The organism is Mesocryomonas fontinalis, assembly GCF_055730125.2.
This window is the reverse complement of sequence record NZ_JBUZWG020000011.1, coordinates 96122-114217: the sequence shown is the minus strand read 5'-3', so window position 1 is coordinate 114217 and position 18096 is coordinate 96122. Positions and strand designations below refer to the sequence as shown.

The following is an 18096-nucleotide window of genomic DNA, read 5'->3' as shown; positions in this document are numbered from 1 at the left end:
AACTGCCACATTGGGCGGAGATGAAAATAATTTCAGGCGTCTTCGGAAGGCTTCAGCCTCGAAGATGACCGAACCGGGATCTAGAGATCTTATCGGCCACACCCCATGGCAACCGGCAGGAGCGCGCTGACGCGCTTGCCCCACAACATGCTGTCAGCTTGTCTCGTGCATCAGCATCAGGTTGGCGAGGAGAGCGGTACGGGCGGCGAGGAAGTCGGTCAGGATATGCTCCTGCAGCGTATGCGCGCCGGCCCCGTCCGCGCCCAGCCCGTCCAGCGTCGGCACGCCGAGCGCAGCGGTGAAGTTGCCGTCGGAACCGCCGCCTGTGGTTTGTCCCCGGAGATCGAGGCCGAGCGGCTTCGCAAGGCGCGCCGCCTTGTCGAAGAGCGACTTTGCCGCCGCGCTCTGGGTAAAGGGCGGGCGGTTCAGTCCGCCCGACACCTCGACCGAGATGTCCGGATCGCTCGGCTGGAGGGATTTGACGGCTCGAAGGATCTCTTCCGCCGCCGCCGCATCCGGCAGCCGCAAGTCGACCTCGAGGCGGCATTCGGCAGGCACGACGTTGCGGTTGGTGCCGCCATGGATGGTTCCAACGGTGACGGTGATGCCCCGTGCGGCATCGTTCAGTGCCTCCAGTGCCAGGACGATCCTCGCCGCCTCCCGGATCGCACTTCGGCCGTCGAGCGGCCTCGTGCCGGCGTGGGAAGCCCTGCCCCGCAGAACGATGTCGATCATTGCGACCCCCTTGCGGGCGACGACGATCTCGCCGCCGTCGCGAGCCGGCTCGACGACGAGGACATGGCTCGCCTGTTCGGCCGCCGCCTCGATTGCGGGACGCGAGCTTCGGCTGCCGACTTCCTCGTCCGGGACGAAGAGGATCGTCACCGGCAGGCCTTCGGCCCGCCCCGTCGCAAGTTCGAGCGCGTAGAGTGCCATCAGCGCCCCCGACTTCATGTCGTAGATACCGGGGCCGTAGATCCGCCCCTGCTGCGCATGCCAGGGAAGATCGTGTTCGAGGGTGCCCACTGGATGCACGGTGTCGAGATGGGCGAGGATCAGCAGCCGCCCCTCCTTCGCGGCTCCCTTGGCGGTCACGGACAGGATGTCGCCATAACCCATCGTCCCGGGGGTCCGCTGAACCGCGAAACCTCCTGCGCGGGCCCGGGCCTCGACCCGGTCGACGAGCGCATTGACCCGTGCCGCATCCCGGGAAGGCGTCTCGATCTCTACCCAAGCCCGCAGTTCCGACAGGAGCGCAGCAACATCGATGTCGGCGGCGACGAGAAGAGGGGCGGTCATTCAGCCGGTCCTGCGGTTGTGCCGGGTATGAGATGGATCAGCATCTCCGTCGCCTCTGCGATCTTGCCGGCACTGTAGAGGAGCGGCACGTAGCGGCCGTCTGCCCAGAGCGGTGCAAGGTCCCCATAATGCTTCGACGAGGGGTCGCCGGACTGGCCGGGCGCATTGATGCAGACGCTCGCATCCCAGTCGCCGACATCCATCACGAGGCGCACGGAAGCGCCGGCGATCACCCGGAAATCGCTGAGCCGGTAGCCGGCATGCATTGGCGTCGACGTGCTGCCGCCCAGCGGCAACGGGCCAATGTCCCAGTCGGCATGCGCGTTCTCCTGCAGCACGGTGGCGGCATGCTGGAAGTAGCCGTGGTGCAGGTCGCCCCAGCGCCACATGGCCGGGTCTGCACCGAGCCGGGCGCGAACATCGAGGACGGCGGCATTGAGGGTGCCGGCGAGAAGGCGATCGCGCGCGTTCGGCGGATCCTCTCCGAAGCGCGCATCCGGCACTTCCAGCAGGCTGACGAGGCTTTCGACGTGGCCCGGCGCGAGCAGGGCGCGGACCGCCGGGTCCGGCACCATCGCCGCAAGGAGCGCGGGCCGCAGATGCTTCATCCACCACACCTCGAACAGAACGGCGGGAGCGCTGTCCGCGGCGAGCGCGCCGTCCCAGCCGCGGAAGAGGCCCAGCGCCAGCGCAACCTCGCTCTCCGCCGCAGCATCGAGGCTCGCCGCGCCCAGCAGCCTGCAGAGGCGCAGGGCCGGCAGCGAGACGACGTCGTTCTGCAGCCGGCCAGCCGCTTCGAGACTGTGCGCCGCATCCACGCGCAGCGCCGCCTTGATACGCTCGGCACGGCTCGGCTCGATCCATTCATAGCCGATGCCCGGCGCGTCCGGGGCTCGGTCCGCCGGCAGGTTCATCTCGTTGGCGGTGGCGAGAAAACCCTCGGGCGGATTGACGGCGCGCGGGAGTTCACCCGCGGGCAGAAAGCCCTGCCATTCGTGGCTGCCGTGGCCGGGCACCGGCAGGAGGCCGTTCCAGTTGCTCCGGATCGGCGTGAAACCGGCGGTGTACCAGGCGACGTCACCGGCCGTGTCGGCGCAGACATGGTTTACCGAGGGCGTGCCCCAGTGCGCCAGCGACGCGCCGAAGTCCGCGACACTTTTTGCCCGCATCGCCGTCAGGCTGCCGAGATAGGCGGCGGCACCGGGCTCGAGCCAGACCGACCGCAGCGCGATCATCCGGTTCTTTGGCCGGTCTTCATGCAGAACCGGACCGTGCCGGGTGAAGGACAGCGTGAGGTCCGCCGCCGGATGGCCCTTGATCCCGAAGCGCTCCTGCACGCGGCGAACCTTCTCGAAGCCGTCGCGATACCGGTAGAGATCGGCGTCGTCCGGCGCTGTCTCATAGACCATGACGTCTTCCTGGTCGGCGCCGAAGATCGTCAGGCCGAAAGCGGTGGTGCCGTTATGGCCGATCGATATGCCGGGCGCCGAGGGCTCGCCCGCGCCGATGGCATCGAAGCCCGGCGCCGTCAGGTGGACGAGGTAACGCAGCGACGGGACGGCATGGGCGCGGTGCGGGTCGGAAGCGACGATCGGCCGGCCGGTCGCGGTACGCGTGCCGTGAACGACCCAGTTGTTCGAGCCCTCCTCGGTCGTCGCGCGGACGATGTCGCCGAGATCGGTCACCACGGTCCAGCGCCAGGTATCGTCCATCCCGGCCGACAGGCGCGCCGCCTCGAAGGTCACCGGCGCGGTCGCGAGCTTGAACAGGCGCAAGGCCTCGAGCGGCACGTCGGCGAGGTCGATCCCTGCCTCGGGCTCGAGCGAGGTCGGCGGATCGATCTGGCTGCGCAGCGCGTCGGTCTCGGCATTGCTGCGGGCCATCACGTTGGCACGCAGGATTTCCGAGACGGCATTGCGGGTCAGGGCATGGGTGCGGATGCGCACGACGTCTTCCGGCCGCCAGCGGTCGGGGCGCGTGCCGAACAGCGTGAACTCCTGCGGCAGGCGGCCGGATTCAGCCTCGGTCAGCGCGACGAAGGCGTTGATGCCGGCGACGAAGGCCGTGCAGATCGCCTTGGCATCTCCGGCATAGGCCGCCCATTCCGCGGCCATGTCGCCCCGGTAGAGAAAATGCCGGGCGGCATGGTCCTGCGCGAGAAAGCCCGGGCCGAAGTCGGCGGCGAGGAGCCCCAGGCCGCGCTTGCGCCAGAGGTCGATCTGCCACAGCCGGTCGCGCGCGGCGTTGAAGCCTTGCAGGAAGAACAGGTCGGGCTCGTTTTCTGCCCGAAGGTGCGGGATGCCCCAGCGGTCGACGCGGATTTCGGCCTTGGCCGAGAGGCCGTCGACGGCGATGGTCTGGGTGGCAGGCGTGGCTGGCGGCATGAGGTTCCTCAGGCGTGGTGGCAGGCGACGCGGGCGCCGTCGGGGCGTGGCGTCAGCTCGGGGCGGACGGCCGAGCAGATCTCGGTCGCCATCGGACACCGCGTGTGGAAGGCGCAGCCGGGGGGAATGTTGGCCGGGCTCGGCAGTTCGCCGGTGAGGACGAAGCGCTGCTTGCCGCGCTGGACCACCGGATCGGCCTCGGGCACAGCCGACATCAGCGCCCTCGTATAGGGATGCTTCGGGTCGGCGAAGAAGACCTCGCGCGCGGCGTCCTCGACGATGCGGCCGAGATACATCACCACCACGCGGTCGGCGATGTGCCGGACGACGGAGAGGTCGTGCGAGACGAAGAGATAGGCGACGCCCGTCCGTCTCTGCAGGGCAACAAGAAGGTTCAGGATCTGCGCCCGGACCGAGACGTCGAGCGCCGAGACCGGCTCGTCGCAGATCACCAGCTCCGGCTCCAGCGCCAGGGCTCGGGCGATCACCACGCGCTGGCGCTGGCCGCCGGAGAATTGGTGCGGATAGCGGCCGCCATGCTCGGGCCGGAGGCCCACCTGCGTCAGGAGCTCGGCCACCCGGCGCTTCAGCTCCTCGCCGCGCGCGATGCCGCGCACCTCGAGTGATTCGCCGATGGTCGAGCCGATGGTGGCGCGCGGATCGAGCGACAAAGCCGGGTCCTGAAAGATCATCTGCACGCGGCGGCGGATGTCGTTCAACTCGCGGCGGCTGGCGCCGTTGACCTCCTGGCCGGCGATCCTGATGCTGCCCGAGGTCGGCTTCTGCAGACCGACGATGGCGTTGGAAAGCGTCGACTTTCCGCAGCCGGATTCGCCGACCAGCGCCACCGTCTCGCCGGCGACGATGGTGAGGTCGACGCCGTTCACAGCCTTGACCGTCGGCGCCTTGCTGCCGAACAGGGAGCTGCGGCCGCCGAAATGCACCGCGACGTCCTTGGCTTCGAGCACCGGCACCGCGCTCGGGGAAACTGAAATGCTCATGCGGCGGCCCTCGTGATCTCGCCGACGCGGTCGCGGTGCCAGCAGGCGGTGCGGTGGCCGGGCCGCTCCTCGAACAGTGGCGGCTGCTCGGTGCGGCAGCGATCGGAGACAAGCGGGCAACGGCCGGCGAAGCGGCAGCCGGCACCGAACTCCTCGGGTGTCGGCACCATGCCCTCGATGGTCGCGAGCTCCGCCTTCGGCGCGACGTCGAGCCGCGGCACGGACGCGAGCAGCAGCGCGGTATAGGGATGGGCCGGCCGCGCGAAGAGATCCGCCACCGGCGCGATCTCGGCGATCCGCCCGGCATACATCACGGCGACATGGTCGGCGATATCGGCGACGACGCCCATGTCGTGGGTGATGAGGATGATCGACGTGCCGCGCTCGGCGACGAGCTTCTTCATGACGTCGAGGATCTGCGCCTGGATGGTGACGTCGAGCGCCGTCGTCGGCTCGTCGGCGACGAGGACGCGCGGGCCGCAGATCAGCGCGATGGCGATCATGATGCGCTGGCACATGCCGCCGGAGAGCTCGAACGGATACTGGTGCAGTCGCCGGTCTGGATCGGGAATGCCGACCGATTCCAGCATCGCCCTGGCCGCCGCCATCGCCTGCCCGCGCGAGATGTCCTGGTGCTGGCGCAGCGCCTCGGCGATCTGCGAGCCGACGGTGGTCAAGGGATCGAGCGAGGCGCTCGGCTCCTGGAAGATGATCGAGATGTCCTTGCCGCGCCGCTTGCGCAACTGGCGCTCCGGCAGCGCGGCGAGATCGGTGTCGCCGAGGAGGACGCGACCATGGCGGCGGGTGGCGACATCCGGCAGCAGCCCGAGCAGCGCATAGGCGGTCAGCGACTTGCCGCAGCCGGACTCGCCGACCAGCGCCATCACCTCGCCCGGCTGGACGGAAAACGAGATGCCATCGACCACCGCGGCGCCCGATATCTCGATGGTGAGGTTCTCGACCGAGAGCAGCGGCGGATTTGCTTCAGACATCGAACGTCCTGCCTTAAGCGGTGCCCGGCGTCTTGCCGAGCTCGCCGGTTTCATAGGTGCCGATCGAATTGCCGCCGTCGACCGACAGCACCGAGCCGGTGATGAAGGAGGCCTTGTCGGAGCAGAGATAGGCGATCGCCGCCGGCGCATCGTCCGGGCCGCTGGTGCGCCCGAGCGGGATGCGCTGGCTCATGCGGGCGACGTAGTCGTCGGACAGCGTCGAGACTTCCGAGCCCGGCGCAAAGCCCGGCTCGACGACGTTCACCCGGATGCGGTGCGGCGCAAGTTCCAGCGCCAGCCCCTTGGACAGCCGCTCCAACGCCGTCTTGGAGGTGCAGTAGGGCACCGAACCGTTGCGCATCTGCCGGGCGGCGCCCGAGGAGATGTTGATGATCGAGCCCTGGCGCTGCTCCGCGATCATCAGCTTCGCCATCTCGTGCGAGACCAGGAAGGGGGCGCGCAGATTGACGTCGAAGATCCGGTCCCAGTCGGCGAGATCCATCTCGAGAAGGCCGAATTTTGGGTACACGCCGGCATTGTTGACGACGATGTCGGCGGCGCCCCAGCGCGCCTTCACCAGCGCGACGAGGTCGAGGATCGAGGCCTCCTCGGTCAGTTCGGTGACGTGCGTCAGGGTCGTCTCAGGATCGAGCTTCAGCTCGGCGACCATGGCGTCGAGATCGGCGGCCCGGCGGTCCGAGAGGCAGAGGACGGCGCCCTCCGCCGCGAAATGCGCCGCGATCCAGCGGCCGAAGACCCCGGCGGCTCCCGTGACGACGACGGACTTGCCTTGAAATTCCATATCAAAAAGACCTCAGCGGATTCGGGAACGGGGGTCGAGCCGGTCGCGCAGCCAGTCGCCCAGCACGTTGACGGACAGGACGAGAAGGAAGAGGCAGCCGCCGGGAAAGGCGACGATCCACCAGGCGCGTTCGACGAACTGGCGCCCGACGCTCATGATCGAGCCCCAGCTGGCGGCCGGCGGCTGGATGCCGAGCCCGAGGAAGGAGAGGCCCGCCTCGAACAGGATCATCAGGCCGAACTCGGCGGTCGCCACGACCAGGATCGGCCCGGCGATGTTGGGCAGGACATGGCGGAAGAGGATGCGCAGCGCCCCGGCCCCGGCAAGCTCCGATGCCTTGATGTAGGGAAGGTTCGCCACCTGCAGCGTCTGCGCATAGGCGACCCGCGTGTAGCGCGGCCAGCGGGTGAGACCGAGCACCAGGACGAGCTTCAGGAAGCCGGGGCCGAGCACCGCGACGGTGAGCACCGCCAGGAGGATCGCCGGGATCGACAGCATGATGTCGACGAAGCGCATCACCAGGATTTCGACCCAGCCGCGATACCAGCCGGCCAGCATGCCGAGGGTGACGCCGACGAGCGTCGAGACGACGACCGAGAGCGCCGCGACGCCGAGCGAAACGCGGGCGCCGTAGAGGATGCGCGAGAGAAGGTCGCGGCCGAGATCGTCGGTGCCGAGCAGAAAATGGACATCGCCGCGGCCGACCGTGCCGGGCGGCTTCAGCCGCGACAGCAGCGCCTGGCGGTCCGGATCGGCGGGCGCGATCCAGGGCGCCAGCAGCGCCGCCGCGACGATCACGGTGATGATCAGCGCGACGATCCAGATCGAGACGGGGACGCGCGCGGTGCGGCGGCGAAGGGCGGTGATGGCGGAGGTCATGCGCTTTGCCTCACCGCGCCAGCCGGATGCGGGGGTCGATCGCCGCATAGGCGAAGTCCGCGGCGACGCTGGTCGCGACATAGATGAAGGAGATGAGGAGCACGATGACCTGCACGACCAGGAAGTCGCGCGACTGGATCGACTGGATCGCCAGCTGGCCGATGCCGGGCCAGGCGAAGACGGTTTCGACGATGACGGCGCCGGCGAGGAGATTGCCGATCTCGAGCGCCGCCACGGTGATCACCGGAATGGCGGAATTGCGCAGGACATGGCGACCCACAACAGCTGGCATCGACAGCCCGCGGGCGCGGGCGGCGCGGACGTAATCCTTGCCGAGCTCGTCGACCATGGCGATCCGCGTCATGCGGGCGAAGGTCGACATCGACAGCGCGCCCAGGGCGATCGACGGCATGATCAGCGCGCTGAAGCCGCCAACCCCCGACGTCGGCAGCCAGCGCAGCTGCACGGCGAAGACGAGGATGAGAAGGATGCCGGAAAGAAAGGTCGGGATGCTCTGCCCGGTGAGGACGAGGGCCGAGAGGAGCCGCTCGGTCATGCCGCCCTTGTTCGTGGCCATCAGGATGCCGACGGGAATGCCGAGGCCGATCGCCACCGTCAGGGCGCCGGCGGCCAGCATGATCGTGTAGGGCAGCCGCGACAGGACGATGTCGATCGCCGGCACGCGCTGCACCACCGAATTGCCGAAGTCGAGCTGGGCGAGTCCGGCAAGGTAGTTCAGATACTGTGTGAGCAGCGGCTGATCAAAGCCGAGCTGATGGCGCAGCGTCGCGATCTCCTCGGCCGAGGCGCCTTGCGGCACCAGGAGCAAGGTCGGGTCGCCGGAGAAGTGCATCACCACGAAGACGATGGTGATGACCCCGAAGACCGCGACGACCGCCTGGATCAGCCGGCCGATGATGTATCCGAGCATGTCGGTCCCGCCCTTTGCGCCGCTATTGCTGCCAGCCCATGTCCATGACGAACATCGACTCGTTCGGCGTCGGCTGCCATTTCAGCTTGCGGCTGGCGCCGTAGACGGCAAAGTCCTGGTAGAGGCCGATGCCGGGGACGTCGTCGCGCAGGATCTCGTAGGCCTTCTTGTAGTCGATGAGGCGCGCGCTTTCGTCGAGGGTGGAGCGGGCGGCGTCGACGGCCTTGTCGAATTCCGGGTTCGAGTATTTCGCCCAGGTGCTACCGGTCCGGAACAGCGGATAGATGATGCCGTCGGCATCCTGGCAGGAACAGGACCAGCGGCCGATGGCGATGCTGCCGGCATTGGCGGGATCGCCCTGGCGGCGGCGCAGGAAGGTCGCCTGGTCGCTCGACTGGATCTCGACCGTGAGGCCGGTATCGGCGATCATCTGCTGCAGCGCCTCGACGACGGCGCGGTTGTAGGAGGGCGAGGTCAGGAACTCGATCTTGGCCCCCTCGGCGCCGGCCTCGGTGACGAGCGCCTTGGCTTCTTCCAGGTCGTATTCATAACCCTTGACGTCGGCGGTGTAGCCGAACACCGGCGGCGCACCGATGATGTCGACGGGATTGCCGTAGCACTGCAGCAGCGCTTCGATCAGGCCCTGCCGGTCGATCGCATGGGCGATCGCCTGACGGACCCGGACATCCTTGGTCGGGCCACTCTCGGCATTGATGTACATGTAGCCGACGCGCTCGGTCGGGACCGAGAGGATGGTCATATCCGTCTCGTCCTTCAGGCTGATCGCCTGGTCCGGGGGAATGTCGCGCACGAGATCGGCCTGGCCCGTGCGCAGATCGGCAATGCGGGTCGAGACGTCCGGCACGGCGCGGAAGGTCACCTGCAGGAAGGGTGGCTTGCCGCCCCAGTAGCTCTCGTTGGCGGCGAGATCCGTCGAGACACCTTCCTGGCGGCCTGCCACCTTGTAGGGCCCGCTGCCGACTGGCTTCTTGTTGAACTCCTGCGGACCGACCTTCTCGACATAGGCCTTGGGCACGATCGACAGCTTCACCAACTGCGCCAAGAGCGCCGGATAGGGCGTCTTGGTGGTGATCGTCACTTTGCTTTCCCCGACCGCCTCGGCCTTTTCGATCTGGCTGAACTGCGAGAACTGCGGGCTTTTGAGGGCGGGATCGATCACCCGCGCAACGCTGTAGGCCACGTCCTCGGCGATCAGCTTGCTGCCGTCATGGAACGTGACGCCCGGGCGGATGTCGAACTCGATCGTCTTGTCGTCGACATATTTCCACGCAGTCGCGATCTGCGGCGCGATGGTGCCGCTCTTGTCGCGGGTGACCAGGTTGTCGAAGATGTTGCGGTAGACCGAATAGCTGTCGGTGTCCCACTGCAGATGCGGATCGAGCGTCGCCGGATCATTGGGAAGATCGATGACCAGCTTGTCCTTGGCTGTCTGCGCCGATGCCGTTGCGGCAACGAGGCCAAGAGCGAGGGCGGTGGTGGCGAGCAGTCTCAGCATCATGTTCCCCTTTGGTGCAGCAGTGACGGTCGTCGAAGCCGCCGGTCGGTCAGCGATCGGCCTTGTCGACGGAGTAGCGGGCAATATCGGCGTGGGTGGCAAACCACACGTCGCCCTTGGCCTTGGCGAGACGGATGACCTCGTCGAGGATAAAAATCCGCGACCGGTGGCCGACATGGTGCGGGTGGAGCGTCAGCTGGAACAGTCCTCCCTCCTCGAAGGCGAGATCAATCTCGCGGGCGAGAATGTCGAGCAGCATCGCGGGACCGCCGTAGGGGCGCGAGCTCCCCAGGCGATCCATGTTGAAATAGGGCGCATCGTCACGAATCCACTCCACCGGAATCTCGACGATGCCGGTCGCCTCGCCGTTCTCCATCAGCTCGTAGGGCTCGTCATCCGCCATCAGGGAGGAGTCGTAGAGCAGCCCCATCTCGCGGATGATCGCGAGCGTGTGCGGAGAGAAATCCCAGGAAGCGGTGCGCATGCCGACCGGGCGGCTACCGCAGAGACGCTCCAGCGCATCGGCCGCGCGAAACGAGAGATCGCGCTCCGTCGCATGGTCGAGGCCGGAATTGGACTCGTGGATCCAGGAATGAATTGCGAGCTCGTGCCCGGCACCCACCACCCGCTGTACTTCTTCAGGATGCAGCAGCGCCGAAACCGCAGGCATGAAGACCGAGGCGGGGACGCCATGCCGGTCGAGCACGTCGAGGATCCGGGGCATTCCCGCCCGGGCGCCGTACTGGCCCTGGCTCATCCGGCCAGCCGAGATGCCGCCATTGCGCAGGTCGATCGTCTCGTGATCCGCATCGAATGACAGCGCTACGGCCATCCGTGCGCCGTCCTTCCAGGCGGTGGGCTTCAGGGAACGGCCAGCCCGGACGCTCGCGACCCGCTTGCGCCAAACCGGCTCCGACCACAACCAGGGTGTCCGCGGATCATTCGAGGCCGGATGAGACGCGCTCCAGAACGATCGTCAACGCTCTCGGTGTTGGCGAAGCATCTGGTTCATCTCTGTGCAGGGAGGTTAGGAGCCTAGGATGTGGTCAGCAACCGATACGCGTTCACATACGTGAACTCGGAGGTGAAGAGCGGCGGGCGGATCCTCGATCTCCTGGATTTCCTCGCGGCAAGCCGCCAGCCGGTCTATTTCGGGGAGGTCGTGGCTAGCCTCGGCTTTCCCAAAAGCTCGACGCATGCGCTGCTGCAGACCCTGATCGGTCGCGGCCACGTCGTGCAGGACCAAGGTGGGCGCTACCTGCTGGTTGAAGCCAGCCGGCACGGCTTTCCGTTTCATCCGAGCGAAGAACCATTGGTCGCCAGGGCGTTGCCGCTGATGGAGCGCCTGCGCGACGTCTCCGGCGAAACCGTGCTGCTGTCGACTATGAACGCCCGCGGCGACGTGCGCAGGCTCGCCAAGTGCGTCAGCCGGCAGGCCGTGCGCTACGACGTCGACATCGGCTCGCCGATCGCGGTCTACTGTACGGCGACGGGCCGCGCACTCCTCGCCTTTCGCAGCGCGGACGAGATCGACGATTACCTTGGGCGTGTCAGCCTGCTCTCCTATACCCGCTTCACCATCACGGACCGACAGGACTTGCTGACGATCCTTGCCGAGGTGCGCGAGCGCGGATACGCGGTCAACGACCAGGAATTCGTCACCGGCTCGACCGGCGTTGCCGCGCCTGTCCGAGACGCCTCCGGTGCCGTTGTCGCCGCTCTCAACCTCGGCACGTTGACCACGCGATTCCGCGAGCGCGAAGCTGAACTATGCCAACTCGTCGTCGACACCGCAGCCGTCATTTCAGAAACAGCCAGAACCTAGAGCGCCGTGCGTCCGGGCGGAGGCTCAAAAGATGCTCTATCTTCTTGGGTCGACAACGGAAGCGCGCAACTGGACCATGGTCATTCCGTTTCGGCATCGCCTCATGCGGAGTTTTCGCTGAACTCCACGGCCATTGTCGCTAGCCTCGTTCTGTATCGCATCTCAACCGGACGACGGGGGAAACGATCTCGCTGACCGTCCTCGACGGCACCGAGATCATCTATCTCTCCCGGTATCTTTCGCCGAATGTGCTGGATAGCGACGTCATCTCCGGCAGCCGGCTGCCGGCCTACTGCACCGCGGGTGGTCTGGCCGTGCTGTCGGCGCTCGACAACCGGGCCGTCGATGACGTTCTGGATCGGCTGACCCTGCGCGCCGATCTACGACCGCGAGGGCATCTACGACCGCATTCCCGGACATATGAGTCATGGCGGGGGCATATCGGATACCCGGCGAAAGATTTTAACTCCCTTGCCGATGTCGACGCAGAGGAAGCTCAGACGTCACGGTCGCCGCCGCATAGAAGGCTCGGCTATCTGGCTCAAATTACGCAAATTCTGACCCGCTAACCTTAAAGATGACCAGTGAACCTTTAGAATTTTCATCGACTTAGTCAAACCGACGCTAGTTTGAGGCAAGTTGTGATATTTAGAACCGGAATGTTGGCCAGCCACAGGTAGTCAAAAGGCTATCTCCAACGGAGTTGAGGGGCGGTGATCGAGCTGTCTGAACCTGTTGTGAAAAGAGATTGCGCAAATGCAGGAAGTCGGACGGCTTAGGAATATTTTGGCATTCGCCTTCCGCTGCCCGCGGCCACGTTCGTACCTTTCTCTCACGGTGATGCTCGCGGGCCTATCCGGTTGCGGCAGCATGGGCCAGCCGATGCAAGGATCCGGTGTCAGCACGGTTCCGCTCGAGGCCGCCTTCGTGGTGCCGCCGCCGGGCGGACCGGCGATGGTCGACATCATCGAGACCCGCTATCCGAATGCCACCGAGCAGCGCATCCTGCTGGCGGGGACCGCCGCGACGCCAGGACAGAACTATCTGCAGGTGCGGTTCTTCGGCCCGGTCGGCACCACCGGCAGCGGCCGCACGGCGCTGAAGGACAAGCCGCTGGCGACGACCAACTTCCGCAGCGAACTCGTGAAGGAATTCCCGGGCATCGCGATGAAGCGCGCGGGCGTCTACGTACAGAACCGCTACGGTCCTTTCGGCTATGCCGTGGGGCAGAGTGGCGGCGATACCTGCTTCTACGGTTGGCAACGCATCGCCTCGACCAGCACCACCACGCTGCTCCTGCGCTCGCGCGGCGTCATCCAGCTGCGGTTGCGGCTGTGCCAGGCCGGCGCCAGCACGGAACAGCTGCTGGCGGTGATGTACGGCTTCTCGATCAGCAGTTTCTTCAGCAATATCAGCTGGAACCCCTACGGCCAGACCGCTCCGACCGATGCCTCGCTCGGCGGGCTGGGAGCACCGGTCTATCCGACAAGCTCCGGAGCACCGGAAGCGGCCTGGGAACAGGAGGAGCCGGTGCCGGCGGCCCGGCCCGTCGCCGCAGCGCCGCGTCGCTCGGCAGTCCGCGCACGGCCGGCGCCCGTCGTCGCGATGCCCGCACCGTTGCCGGCACCGATCGGCCCGCAGGTCCCGCCGCCCCCCGGCATGACGCCCGGCATGGCGCCCGAGATGACGCCCGAGCGGGGTAGCACGTCGCTTCAGGGACTGTCGTCGGCAGCCGCCGGCACAGCGGCGCCGGTGCCGCCGCCGCCTTGCATGACCCCTTCGACGGGGGCATCCGCATGCTGAAGTTTCTGATCGCCCTTCTCTGGGCCGCGACCGCCGCCATCGCCCTCGTCGTCGTCACGCTGCCGATCAGCCTGCAGTCGCAGCTGATCGCCGTGGTGCTGGTGCTCGGGCTGATGATGCTGTTGAAGGTGCTGAAGCTCGACGGCATCTGGCGCCTCGTGGCGCTCGCCCTCGGCACCGCCATCGTGCTGCGCTACGTCTACTGGCGGACGACCAGCACGCTGCCGCCGGTCAACCAGCTGGAAAACTTCATCCCCGGCTTCCTGCTGTATCTCGCCGAAATGTACAGCGTGGTGATGCTGTCGCTCAGCCTTTTCGTGGTAGCCGCGCCGCTGCCGCCACGGCCGATCCGGCCGCAGGTCGACGGCGACACCTTGCCGGCGATCGACGTCTTCGTACCGACCTACAACGAGGACGCCAAGCTGCTCGCCAACACGCTGGCGGCGGCGCTGTCGATGAACTATCCGTCCGACCGGCTGAAGGTCTGGCTGCTCGACGATGGCGGCTCGCTGCAGAAGCGCAACTCGACCGACGTGAAGGAATCGCAGACCGCCGAGAAACGCCATGCCGAGTTGCAGCAGCTCTGCCTCGACCTCGGCGCGACCTACCTGACGCGCGCTGTCAACGCGCACGCCAAGGCCGGCAACCTGAACAACGGCATGCAGCATTCCACCGCGCCGCTGATCGCCGTGTTCGACGCCGACCACGCCCCGGCGCGCGACTTCCTGCTGGAGACGGTCGGCTATTTCGAGGAGGACCCGCGGCTGTTCCTGGTGCAGACGCCGCACTTCTTCCTCAATCCCGATCCGCTGGAACGCAACCTGCAGACCTTCGAGAAGATGCCGTCGGAGAACGAGATGTTCTACGGCATCATCCAGCGCGGGCTCGACAAATGGAACGCCGCCTTCTTCTGCGGGTCGGCCGCGGTGCTTCGGCGCGAGGCGCTGGACGAAACCGGCGGCTTCAGCGGCATCTCGATCACCGAGGACTGCGAGACGGCGATCGAGCTGCACTCGCGCGGCTGGAACAGCCTCTACGTCGACAAGCCGCTGATCGCCGGCCTGCAACCCGCGACCTTCGCCAGCTTCATCGGCCAACGCAGCCGCTGGGCACAGGGCATGATGCAGATCCTGAGGTTCCGCTTCCCGCTGTTCAAGCGCGGCCTCTCGTTGCCGCAGCGGCTCTGCTACATGTCCTCGACCCTGTTCTGGCTGTTTCCGTTCCCGCGCGCGATCTTCCTTGTCGCGCCGCTGTTCTACCTGTTCTTCGACCTGCAGATCTTCACCGCCTCGAGCGGCGAGTTCCTCGCCTATACCATCGCCTACATGGCGGTGAACCTGATGATGCAGAACTACATGTATGGCAGTTTCCGCTGGCCCTGGATCTCGGAGCTCTACGAATACGTCCAGACCGTGCACCTGCTGCCGGCGGTAATCTCGGTCATCCTCAACCCGCGGAAGCCGACGTTCAAGGTGACGGCCAAGGACGAATCCGTGCTCTACAACCGGCTGTCCGAGATCTCGATGCCGTTCTTCGTGATCTTCGCCGTCCTCTTGGTCGGCGTCGGGGTCACCGTCTACCGGGTGATCGCCGAGCCGTATCGTGCCGACCTGACGCTGATGGTCGGCGGCTGGAACCTCCTCAACCTCTTCATCGCCGGCTGCGCCCTCGGCGTGGTGTCGGAGCGCGGCATCAAGAGCCAGTCGCGGCGGGTCACGGTCAGCCGGCGGGCCGAGGTGCTGTTTGGCGAGCACGTCTTCCCGGCGACGATCGACAACGTCTCCGTCGGCGGTGCCGGGCTGAGGGTCTTCGGCGCCACGCCGCAGGACCTCCTGAAAGGCTCGTCCGCGGCACTCCGCTTCAAGCCGCATCAGTCGAGCGAGACGGTGGTGCTGCCGATCCTCCTGCGCGCCGTCCAGAAGGAGCCGGGCGGACTGGTGATCGGCTGCAGCTATGTAACCCAGAAAGCGACCGACCATTTCCTCGTCGCCGACCTGATCTTCGCCAATTCCGAGCAATGGCGCGATTTCCAGCTCGGGCGCCGCTACAATCCGGGCCTGCTGCGGGGCACGCTGTGGTTCTTCGGCATGTGCGTCTTCCAGACCTATCGCGGCCTGAGCTATCTCGTCCGCGGCAAGAACGGTCACCGGGACAGCGCGGCGCTGCCGGTGCCGTCGGGAGCCCTGAAGTGAGGTCCTTGCCGGGTGTGCTGTGCCTGCTGTTGATGGCAGGCCCGGCCGAAGCGCAAGCACCGTTCGACATGACGCCCGAGGGCTCGGCCAGCCAGCCGACGAGGGCAGCGCCGGCGACGACACCGACGACACCGACGCCAGCACCGCTGCCACCGGTGCAGCCCGCGACGCCGAGCAGCGCGCCGCAGACCCCCTTGACGCCGCGCCCGGCGCCCGCGTCGCCACCCTCGTCAACGGCCGGTTCGACGCCGGCGCCGCGTGCGCCGTCCACAGCGCCAACCGGTGCTGCCGCGAAAACCGCCGCCGCCGGTTTCCGTCGATACCTCCTGCCGATCGCGGATTTCGGGCTCGCCGGCGAGATCCAGCGGCGCAGCTGGTCGGTCTACCTCACCCCCGAGCAGGCGGCCTCGGGCGCGACGCTGCAGCTTGGCTTCCAGAATGCGATCTTCGTCGCCCCGGAAGCCTCGCACCTGCGCATCGTCATCAACGATGTCGGTGTCCTCGACCAGACGGTCAACGCACCGGACAGCGTCGTCGACGTCTCGGCGCCGCTGCCGGCCAATCTCCTGCGGGCGGGCGCCAACACCATCCGCTTCGAGACGGACCTGCGCCACCGCACCGACTGCACGATCCAGTCGACCTACGACCTCTGGGTCGACATCGACCCGGCACGCACCTTCCTGGCCTTCCAGAACCAGGATGCCCGGCTACCGCGCCGGCCCGAGGATGTGCGCGCGATCGGCCTCGATGCCACGGCCAAGACGACGTTCAACATCGTCGTGCCGGTGGGCGATCTCGGCCCCGCCTCGGCGCCGCTGATCAAGCTGTCGGAAGGCCTTGCGCTGATTGCCGACATGCCGAACCAGTCGTTCGCCGTGACCCAGGCGAGTATCCCGGCCAGCGCCGACGGCGCGCTGACGCTGATCGTCGGCCCGGCGGAAGAGCTGGCCAGCTTCATGCCGCAGCTGCCCGCCCTGGCGAGCCGCGAGCCCACCCTCAGCTTCATCGACTTGCCGGGAACGGGCGGAAGGGCGCTGCTCCTGAGCGGCCCGACCTGGGGCGACGTCGAGACCGCGATCCAGCGCATCATCGAGCCGACGGACCGGCCGCTGGCGATCTTCCGCAGCGAACTGTCCAACCCCGCCTGGCGCGTGCCCGGCGCCCCGCTGCTGTTCTCCAGGGCCAGCATCCCGTTCTCGGCGCTCGGCGTCGCCAGCCAGGAGTTTGCCGGTCGGCGGTTTCGCACCGAGTTCACCGTGGCCGTTCCGCAGGACTTCTACGCCCAGGCCTATGGCGAGGCGCAGATCCTGCTCGACGCCGGCTACACCAAGGACGTCCAGCCGGGCAGCCATCTCGACATCTACGTCAACGACAACATCGCCACCACGCTGCCGATCGGCGGCAGCTCCGACGTGCTGCTGGAGCGCTATCCGGTGCGGGTGACGATGCGCAATTTCAAGCCGGGCAGCAACACCATCGCCGTCGAGGCGGTGCTGCAGACCGCGGCCGACGCGGCGTGCCTGCCCGGCACCAGCGCCGGCACCACCCGGCGATTTGCACTGTTCGACAGCTCGAGCTTCGAGATGCCGGACTTCGCCCGCGTCAGCCAGCAGCCGAACCTTGCCGCCACGCAAGGCACCGGCTACCCCTACAGCCGCAGTGCCAAGCCGGTGCCCTTGTTCATCGACCGGGCAGGACCGGAAAGCCTCTCGGCCGCCAGCACGCTGCTGGCGCGGATGTCGGTCGCCGGCGGCAGGCCCATCGCCTTCGACATCCAGTGGTCGCCCTCGGACGCCGCCGGGCGCGACGCGCTCTTCGTCAGCACCTCGCAGCAGATCCCGGCGGGCATCCTGTCGCGAGTCGGCGTCTCCGAAAGCATCCGCACCGCCTGGGGCCAGGAGAACGTCCGCACCGCCCCGCCGGCAGACCAGACGACGATCGAAACCTGGCGCGAACAGGTGAGCCCGGCCATCTGGCAGCGGCCTTTCGCTGCCCTGACGCGCTGGCTGCGCGACGATTTCGCGATCGCCCCTGAAGCCTTCCGGCTGACGCCGACGCCGGAGGTCGAGTTCCTGCCATCGCCGAGCGTCGGGCTGGTGGTGGCTCAGGGCGCGAGCCCGCTGGACGACAAGATCTGGACCGTGGTGACGGCCCCGAACGGTCCCGCGCTGATGGATGGCGTCGCGGCGTTGACGACGCAACAGAACTGGAGCGAGCTCGGCGGCCGGGTCACCACCTACGAGGCCGGGACCGGCAGCTTCAAGCGGCTGGCCGTCAATGCGCCGACACTGGTCCAGACGCAGCCCTGGTCGTTCGGCAACATGCGCCTGATCGTCGCGAACTGGCTGTCGGAAAACGTCCTCTCCTACGCCATGCTGCTGGTCGCCGCCTCGGTGCTGCTCGGGCTGACGACGACGGCGATCACCGTCGTGCTGGGACGGCGCAAGTGAGGCGCCTCGCCCGCCGGCTGAA

13 protein-coding genes and 1 pseudogene are annotated in these 18096 nt (G+C 67.2%); 5 read left to right on the top strand and 9 right to left on the bottom strand.

Going from position 1 to position 18096, the window contains the following annotated elements; genetic code table 11:
* Positions 1 to 153 precede the first annotated feature (153 nt).
* From ACZL02_RS22365 to ACZL02_RS22325, 9 genes are read right to left on the bottom strand one after another with little or no spacing between them, the layout of a single operon-like run.
* Positions 154 to 1299, bottom strand: coding sequence for a M20 family metallopeptidase (locus ACZL02_RS22365; RefSeq protein WP_472940912.1), 1146 nt, complete (start codon positions 1297 to 1299; stop codon positions 154 to 156).
* The gene (locus ACZL02_RS22360; RefSeq protein ID WP_472940911.1) at positions 1296 to 3683 is read right to left on the bottom strand and encodes a penicillin acylase family protein; all 2388 of its coding nucleotides are present in this window, start codon (positions 3681 to 3683) and stop codon (positions 1296 to 1298) included. Before ACZL02_RS22360 ends, ACZL02_RS22365 begins: the two co-directional genes overlap by 4 nt.
* An 8-nt stretch (positions 3684 to 3691) precedes the next feature.
* Positions 3692 to 4684, bottom strand: a complete 993-nt coding sequence (locus tag ACZL02_RS22355; protein ID WP_472940910.1) for an ABC transporter ATP-binding protein — start codon at positions 4682 to 4684, stop codon at positions 3692 to 3694.
* The gene (locus tag ACZL02_RS22350; RefSeq protein ID WP_472940909.1) at positions 4681 to 5676 is read right to left on the bottom strand and encodes an ABC transporter ATP-binding protein; all 996 of its coding nucleotides are present in this window, start codon (positions 5674 to 5676) and stop codon (positions 4681 to 4683) included. Before ACZL02_RS22350 ends, ACZL02_RS22355 begins: the two co-directional genes overlap by 4 nt.
* A 13-nt stretch (positions 5677 to 5689) precedes the next feature.
* Positions 5690 to 6478: an SDR family NAD(P)-dependent oxidoreductase gene (locus ACZL02_RS22345; protein WP_472940908.1), complete on the bottom strand. Its 789-nt coding sequence runs from the start codon at positions 6476 to 6478 to the stop codon at positions 5690 to 5692.
* Between the two features lie 12 nt (positions 6479 to 6490).
* Entirely contained in the window at positions 6491 to 7357 is an 867-nt protein-coding gene (locus ACZL02_RS22340) for an ABC transporter permease (protein WP_472940907.1), read from the bottom strand.
* Between the two features lie 10 nt (positions 7358 to 7367).
* The gene (locus ACZL02_RS22335) at positions 7368 to 8288 is read right to left on the bottom strand and encodes an ABC transporter permease (protein ID WP_472940906.1); all 921 of its coding nucleotides are present in this window, start codon (positions 8286 to 8288) and stop codon (positions 7368 to 7370) included.
* A gap of 22 nt (positions 8289 to 8310) precedes the next feature.
* Entirely contained in the window at positions 8311 to 9804 is a 1494-nt protein-coding gene (locus ACZL02_RS22330) for an ABC transporter substrate-binding protein (RefSeq protein WP_472940905.1), read from the bottom strand.
* Positions 9805 to 9853: 49 nt separating this feature from the next.
* Positions 9854 to 10636: a polysaccharide deacetylase family protein gene (locus ACZL02_RS22325; protein WP_472940904.1), complete on the bottom strand. Its 783-nt coding sequence runs from the start codon at positions 10634 to 10636 to the stop codon at positions 9854 to 9856.
* 210 nt (positions 10637 to 10846) lie between these two features.
* On the opposite strand from ACZL02_RS22325, the gene ACZL02_RS22320 reads away from it, so the two are divergent.
* The 5 genes and pseudogenes from ACZL02_RS22320 to ACZL02_RS22300 all read left to right on the top strand — a co-directional run bounded on the left by ACZL02_RS22320 (position 10847) and on the right by ACZL02_RS22300 (position 18074).
* Positions 10847 to 11629, top strand: a complete 783-nt coding sequence (locus ACZL02_RS22320; protein ID WP_472940903.1) for an IclR family transcriptional regulator — start codon at positions 10847 to 10849, stop codon at positions 11627 to 11629.
* A gap of 164 nt (positions 11630 to 11793) precedes the next feature.
* Positions 11794 to 12198, top strand: a pseudogene (locus tag ACZL02_RS22315) (IclR family transcriptional regulator domain-containing protein); the annotation flags it as partial.
* A 301-nt stretch (positions 12199 to 12499) separates the two neighbouring features.
* Positions 12500 to 13432, top strand: coding sequence for a cellulose biosynthesis protein BcsN (gene bcsN, locus ACZL02_RS22310; RefSeq protein ID WP_496258574.1), 933 nt, complete (start codon positions 12500 to 12502; stop codon positions 13430 to 13432).
* Positions 13426 to 15624: a UDP-forming cellulose synthase catalytic subunit gene (gene bcsA, locus ACZL02_RS22305; RefSeq protein ID WP_472940901.1), complete on the top strand. Its 2199-nt coding sequence runs from the start codon at positions 13426 to 13428 to the stop codon at positions 15622 to 15624. Before bcsN ends, bcsA begins: the two co-directional genes overlap by 7 nt.
* The gene (locus tag ACZL02_RS22300) at positions 15621 to 18074 is read left to right on the top strand and encodes a cellulose biosynthesis cyclic di-GMP-binding regulatory protein BcsB (protein ID WP_472940900.1); all 2454 of its coding nucleotides are present in this window, start codon (positions 15621 to 15623) and stop codon (positions 18072 to 18074) included. The genes bcsA and ACZL02_RS22300 overlap by 4 nt, the downstream gene beginning before the upstream one ends.
* The last annotated feature ends 22 nt before the right edge of the window (positions 18075 to 18096 follow it).